The organism is Bradyrhizobium ferriligni, assembly GCF_056837965.1.
Genome location: NZ_JBXEJO010000097.1, coordinates 23,787 through 29,786 on the forward strand (window position 1 = coordinate 23,787; position 6,000 = coordinate 29,786).

General features: G+C 65.1%; 6 protein-coding genes. 5 read left to right on the plus strand and 1 reads right to left on the minus strand.

Features of this window, described 5'->3' with window-relative positions; genetic code table 11:
* Positions 1–118 precede the first annotated feature (118 nt).
* The 5 genes from AC1VNY_RS38215 (at position 119) to AC1VNY_RS38235 (ending at position 4,615) form a co-directional block, all read left to right on the plus strand.
* A complete protein-coding gene (locus AC1VNY_RS38215) occupies positions 119–1,525 on the plus strand; it encodes a cytochrome ubiquinol oxidase subunit I (RefSeq protein WP_482409032.1) in 1,407 nt (468 codons plus the stop codon).
* Entirely contained in the window at positions 1,522–2,523 is a 1,002-nt protein-coding gene (cydB, locus tag AC1VNY_RS38220) for a cytochrome d ubiquinol oxidase subunit II (protein WP_283066935.1), read from the plus strand. Before AC1VNY_RS38215 ends, cydB begins: the two co-directional genes overlap by 4 nt.
* Before the next feature lie 101 nt (positions 2,524–2,624).
* A complete protein-coding gene (locus AC1VNY_RS38225; RefSeq protein ID WP_016848058.1) occupies positions 2,625–2,753 on the plus strand; it encodes a hypothetical protein in 129 nt (42 codons plus the stop codon).
* A 170-nt stretch (positions 2,754–2,923) separates the two neighbouring features.
* Positions 2,924–3,517, plus strand: coding sequence for a L,D-transpeptidase (locus AC1VNY_RS38230; RefSeq protein WP_482409033.1), 594 nt, complete (start codon positions 2,924–2,926; stop codon positions 3,515–3,517).
* Between the two features lie 60 nt (positions 3,518–3,577).
* Positions 3,578–4,615, plus strand: a complete 1,038-nt coding sequence (locus AC1VNY_RS38235; protein ID WP_482409034.1) for an amino acid ABC transporter substrate-binding protein — start codon at positions 3,578–3,580, stop codon at positions 4,613–4,615.
* A 170-nt stretch (positions 4,616–4,785) separates the two neighbouring features.
* Here AC1VNY_RS38235 and AC1VNY_RS38240 read toward each other — a convergent pair whose 3' ends face one another.
* A complete protein-coding gene (locus AC1VNY_RS38240; protein ID WP_482409035.1) occupies positions 4,786–5,925 on the minus strand; it encodes an acyl-CoA dehydrogenase family protein in 1,140 nt (379 codons plus the stop codon).
* Positions 5,926–6,000: the final 75 nt, after the last annotated feature.

The following is a 6,000-nucleotide window of genomic DNA, read 5'->3' on the forward strand; positions in this document are numbered from 1 at the left end:
GGGACCGCGCCAAGCCGATCCAGCCAAACTCAACCCGCCTTAGTCGGACAATCCGCCCTCTTTGTCGTCACAGCTGACGTGGTAAGGTCCACGCCAGGTCGACGATGGATGGTGCGTGATGTTCGAAGGCTGGGATGCGGTCGTACTCGCCCGCGCGCAATTCGCTTTCACGATGTCGTTCCACATCGTGTTTCCCGCATTCTCGATCGGGCTTGCGAGCTATCTCGCGGTGCTGGAAGCGCTGTGGCTTGCCACCAAGCGCGAGGTCTACATCAACCTGTTCAATTACTGGCTGAAGATCTTCGCGGTCGCGTTCGGCATGGGCGTGGTCTCGGGCATCGTGATGTCCTACCAGTTCGGCACCAACTGGTCGGCCTTTGCCGACAAGACCGGGCCGGTGATCGGCCCGATGATGGCCTATGAGGTCCTGACCGCGTTCTTCCTCGAGGCCGGCTTCCTCGGCGTGATGCTGTTCGGGCTCGAACGCGTCGGCCCCAGGCTGCACTTCGTGGCGACGCTGATGGTCGCGATCGGCACGCTGATCTCGGCGTTCTGGATTCTGTCGGCCAATTCCTGGATGCAGACACCGACCGGCCATGCCGTCAATGCCGACGGCCAGTTCGTCGCCGCCGACTGGCTCAAGGTGATCTTCAATCCGTCGTTCCCCTATCGCCTCGTGCACATGGTGCTGGCGGCCTACCTCACCACCTCGCTGGTGGTCGGCGCGGTCGGTGCCTGGCATCTGCTGCGCGACCAGCATCTGGCGGGAGCGCGCGTGATGTTCTCGATGGCGATGTGGATGGCGACGCTGGTGGCGCCGATCCAGATCCTCGCCGGCGACCAGCACGGCCTCAACACGCTGGAGCACCAGCCCGCCAAGGTGATGGCGATGGAAGGCCATTATCAGAGCCACAAGGACGGCGCGCCGCTGATCCTGTTCGGCTGGCCCGACCAGCGTGAGGCGAAGGTGAAGTATGCGATCGAGGTGCCGAAGCTGTCGTCGCTGATCCTCAAGCATTCGCTCGACGCGCCGCTGGCCGGCCTCGACACCGTGCCGCGTGAGAACTGGCCGCCGGTGCCGATCACCTTCTGGTCGTTCCGCATCATGGTCGGCCTCGGCTTCCTGATCATGGGGCTCGGCCTGTTCAGCCTTTTGATGCGTTGGCGGGGGATGATGTACCAATCGCCGCTGCTGCATCGCTTCGCGGTCCTGATGGGCCCCGCCGGCTTCATCGCGGTGCTCGCCGGCTGGATCACCACGGAGACCGGGCGGCAACCGTTCACGGTCTATGGCCTGCTGCGCACGGCGGACTCAGCGTCGCCGTTGGCGGCGCCGGCGGTGGGCTCGTCGCTGATCGCCTTCATCATCGTCTATTTCGCCGTGTTCACCGCGGGCGTGATCTACATCCTGCGGCTGATGGCGCAGCCGCCGCATCCCGGCGAGCAGGGCCCGACAAAAGATCTTCCCGCCCGCGCGGCCGGCATCACGCCGGCGGCAGGTGCTGCCGTGGAGGGCGCGCGATGATCGATCTCGCCACGATCTGGGCCTTCATTATCGCCTTTGCGGTGTTCGTCTATGTCGTGATGGACGGTTTCGATCTCGGCCTCGGCATCCTGTTTCCGCTGTTTCCGCAAAAGACCGATCGCGACGTCATCATGAATACGGTGGCGCCGGTGTGGGACGGCAACGAGACCTGGCTGGTGCTCGGCGGCGGCGGCATGATGGCGGCGTTTCCGCTGGCCTATGCGGTGCTGATGCCGGCGCTCTACACGCCGATGATCGCGATGCTGCTCGGCCTCGTGTTCCGCGGCGTCGCCTTCGAATTCCGCTGGCGGACCCAGAAGGCGCGCAACAAATGGGATATCGCCTTCGCCGGTGGCTCGCTGCTTGCGACGCTGGCGCAGGGGATCGCGCTCGGCGCCATCCTGCAGGGCATCCATGTCGAGGGACGTCAGTACGCCGGCGGCTGGTGGGATTGGCTGACGCCGTTCAGCGTCCTGACCGGCGTCGCGCTGGTGATCGGCTACGCGCTGCTCGGCGCGACCTGGCTGGTGATGAAGACCGAGGGCGAGCTGCGCGACCGCGCCTACCATCTGAGCTGGATGTTGTTGATCGCGATGCTCTGCGCGATCGGCGCCGTCAGCATCGCAACGCCGTTCCTCAGCGTGCAGTACACCCAGCGCTGGTTCGCCTGGCCCAACATCATCCTTACCGCGCCGGTGCCGATCGCGGTCGCCGCCGTCACCGCGCTGCTGCTGCGCGCGCTCAGCGACAAGAACGACCACCAGCCGTTCTTCCTGACGCTGGCGCTGTTCGCCCTGTCCTATGCCGGGCTCGGCATCAGCATGTATCCGTACATCGTGCCGCAGAGCATCACGATCTGGCAGGCGGCGGCGCCCGCCAACAGCCAGATCTTCATGCTGGTCGGCGTCTCGATCCTGGTGCCGCTGATCCTCGGCTACACCGCCTGGGCCTATTGGGTGTTCCGCGGCAAGGTGCGCCCCGGCCACGGATACCACTGATGCCACCAGAGCGTTTTCCAGCGAAGTGGATCCCGGTTCGCGTCAAGAAAACGCGTCAGGACGAGAATCTAGAGCCCCGTTCCGATTCCATCGGAACGGAAATGGCTCTAGCGCCGAATCAGCGGCCGCTCGGCCAGCGCCTGCTGTGGTTCGCGGCGCTGTGGCTCGGCGGCGTCGGTACCGTGGCGCTGATCTCGTTCGCCTTGCGACTCTGGATCGCGCCGAAATGAGGCGGCCCGTCTGACGTGCCGCGCCCATCAATGACAAAAAACAGAAGCATTACAGGGATATACCTGTGATGCCGTCCCAAGCTTGCCATCAAGCTGCCGCTGAGATTTGATGCTGCCTGATTTGCGGGTGGAGCAGCCATTTGGCCGCGCGCCAACAAGGAGAGCTTTGCATGACGAAACTTCGTCACCTGGTCTGGATGTTGATCGCGACGGGCGCGCTCGTGCTGTCGACGTCGCAGGGCTTCGCCCAGAGCCGCCCGGACGCCGACGAGCCCGGTCTTGTCGCCGACGACGGCTACGAGCTCGACCCGGAGTGGCAGAAGCAGGTCGTGTATTACCGGACCAATGAAGCGCCGGGCACCATCATCGTCGCGACGGCCGAGCGCCACCTTTACCTGGTGCAGGGCAATGGCCGCGCGCTCCGCTACGGCATCGGCGTCGGCCGCGAAGGCTTTCAATGGCAGGGCCTCGTGAGCATCACCCGCAAGGCCGAGTGGCCGGACTGGGTGCCGCCGCCGGAAATGATCGCGCGCCAGCCCTATCTGCCGCGCTTCATGGCGGGCGGCCCGGGCAATCCGCTCGGCGCACGCGCGATGTATCTCGGCACCACGGTCTACCGCATCCACGGCACCAACCGGCCCGACACCATCGGCACCGCCGTGTCCTCCGGCTGCTTCCGCCTGGTCAACAACGACGTCGCCGATCTCTACAACCGCGTTCCGGTCGGCACCAAGGTGATCATCCGGCAGAAGCCCGAACTGTAGCCTTCAGCCTGCTTCGATATCCGTCCCGCTTTCCCCCCGGTCATTCGCGAGAGAGAACCCATGCGTACATTTCGAGGCGGCCTGACGATCGGGCTCGCGATCGCCGCGCTGGTTGCGGCCGCCGCCATCACCTATGAGCGCTACGACACCCGCACGCTGAAGCGCACCGTCCGCCGCGGCGACGTGCTGTGCGGCGTCAACAAGGGCCTGCCGGGCTTCTCGATCCCGGACGACAAGGGCAACTGGACCGGCTTCGACGTCGACTTCTGCCGCGCGGTCGCGTCGGCGATCTTCGACGATCCGTCGAAGGCGAAGTTCGTGCCGCTCGACGCCAGCGAGCGCTTCAAGGAGCTGCAGAACCGCAAGGTCGACATCCTCTCGCGCAACTCCACCTGGAGCATGTCGCGCGAGACCAATTACGACCTCTATTTCCCCGCGGTCGCCTATTATGACGGCCAGGGCTTCATGCTGCCGCGCTCGCGCAACATCGATTCCGCGCTCGACCTGAACGGCAGCAAGGTCTGCGTGCAGGCCAACACCACGACGCAGCTCAATCTCGCCGACTATTTCCGTGCCAACAACATGAAGTACACGGAGATGAAGTTCGACAAGCTGGACGACGTCGTGAAGGCCTACAACTCCGGCCAGTGCGATACGCTGACATCGGACGCCTCGCAGCTCTATGCGCTGCGGCTCAACCTCGCCAAGCCGAGCGACAACACGATCCTCGCCGACATCATCTCCAAGGAGCCGCTGGCACCGGTGGTACGCTTGCGCGACGACGACTGGATGATGATCGTGAAGTGGACGCTGTACGCCATGATCAACGCTGAAGAGCTCGGCATCACCTCGAAGAACATCGACGAGGCGCTGAAGTCGAAGAAGCCGGAGGTGATGCGACTGGTCGGCACCGAGGGCTCCTATGGCGAGGATCTCGGCCTGACCAAGGACTGGGCGGTGCGCATCATCCGCCATGTCGGCAATTACGGCGAGGTCTACGACCGCAACGTCGGCGCCGACTCCAAGCTGAAGATCCCGCGCGGCATGAACCAGCTCTGGAACGCCGGCGGCGTCCAGTACGCACCGCCGATCCGGTAACGGCGCGCAGCTAGGCCAGCCGCCACCGCATCCTCCGCTGTCATCACCCGCGAAAGCGGGTGATCCAGTACGCCGCGGCTGCTCGGCTCAAGCACAACGGCCTCTGGAATACCGGATCGCCCGGTCGAGCCGGGCGATGACAGTGCGCGCGATAACGACGATGCGGCGGCTCAGTAGCCCTTGCCGCTCGCCAGCTGGTCGGTGTGAAAATTGCTGTCGCCGAACAGCTCCTGGCAGACGCGGGCGCGCTTCATGAAGAAGCCGATGTCGAACTGGTCGGTCATGCCCATGCCGCCATGCATCTGCACGCCCTCCTGCACGGCCAGCGTCGCCGTGGTGCCGGCGCGGGCTTTTGCCACCGCGACCGCGGTTGCGGCCTTGTCGGCATCCGTATCGAGCGCCTGCAGCGCCTTTAGCACTGCGGCGCGGGTGATCTCGATATCGATATAGAGCTCGGCGGCACGGTGCTGCAGCGCCTGGAATTCGCCGATCGCCTTGCCGAACTGCTTGCGCTCCTTCAGGTAGGCCACGGTGCGGCCGAACACCTCGTCGGAGAGGCCGACCATTTCGGACGCCACCGCGCCGCGGCCGATATTGAGCACGCCCTCGAGCAGCCCAAAGCCCTGATCGACTTCGCCGAGCACGCTGTCGGCGTTGACCTCGACATTGTCGAACACGATGCGCGCCGCGTTGTGCGAATCGACCATCGCGGTGCGCTCGACCGCGAGCCCCTTGGCCTTCGGATCGACCAGGAACAGCGTCAGCCCGTTCTTGTCGCCGGCGCTGCCGGCCGTGCGCGCGGCGACGATCAGAAGATCGGCGGTGTGGCCGTCGACAACGAAGGCTTTGTCGCCCGACAGCTTGAAGCCGTTGCCGGAGCGCGTGGCCTGCAACTTCGTCTGCAGCGGACGATGCTTGGCGCCCTCATCGATCGCGAGCGCCGCCAGCAGCGAGCCGTCGGCGATTTTGGGCAGACGCTGCGCCTTCTGCGCCTCGCTGCCGCCGCGCGACAGCGCCGAGGCGGCGAGCACCGAGGTCGCGAGGAACGGCGACGGCATCAAGGTGCGGCCGATCTCCTCCATGACGATGCCGGCCTCGACGCATCCGAGCCCGCTGCCGCCAAACTGGTCCGGCACCAGGAGGCCGGCGAAGCCCATCTCCGCAAAGGTCTTCCAGAGATCGCGCGAGAAGCCGGTGGCATCCTTGGCATCGCGCAAGGACCGCAGATGCGCCACCGGCGCCTTGTCGCTGATGAGGCCGCGCGCACTGTCGCGCAGCATGGATTGTTCTTCGGTGAGGACGAGGGCCATGGATGTATCCGAAACTTAAGACGATGAATTTTCCGACTGTTGAATCCCTCCCTTTGCAAGGGGGGAGGGTTGGGT

Coding starts and splice junctions, on each gene's coding strand:
- AC1VNY_RS38240 (WP_482409035.1), bottom strand. CDS start 5,925: ATGGCCCTCGTCCTCACCGAAGAACAATCCATGCTGCGCGACAGTGCG.
- AC1VNY_RS38235 (WP_482409034.1), top strand. CDS start 3,578: ATGCGTACATTTCGAGGCGGCCTGACGATCGGGCTCGCGATCGCCGCG.
- AC1VNY_RS38230 (WP_482409033.1), top strand. CDS start 2,924: ATGACGAAACTTCGTCACCTGGTCTGGATGTTGATCGCGACGGGCGCG.
- AC1VNY_RS38215 (WP_482409032.1), top strand. CDS start 119: ATGTTCGAAGGCTGGGATGCGGTCGTACTCGCCCGCGCGCAATTCGCT.
- AC1VNY_RS38225 (WP_016848058.1), top strand. CDS start 2,625: ATGGCTCTAGCGCCGAATCAGCGGCCGCTCGGCCAGCGCCTGCTGTGG.
- cydB (WP_283066935.1), top strand. CDS start 1,522: ATGATCGATCTCGCCACGATCTGGGCCTTCATTATCGCCTTTGCGGTG.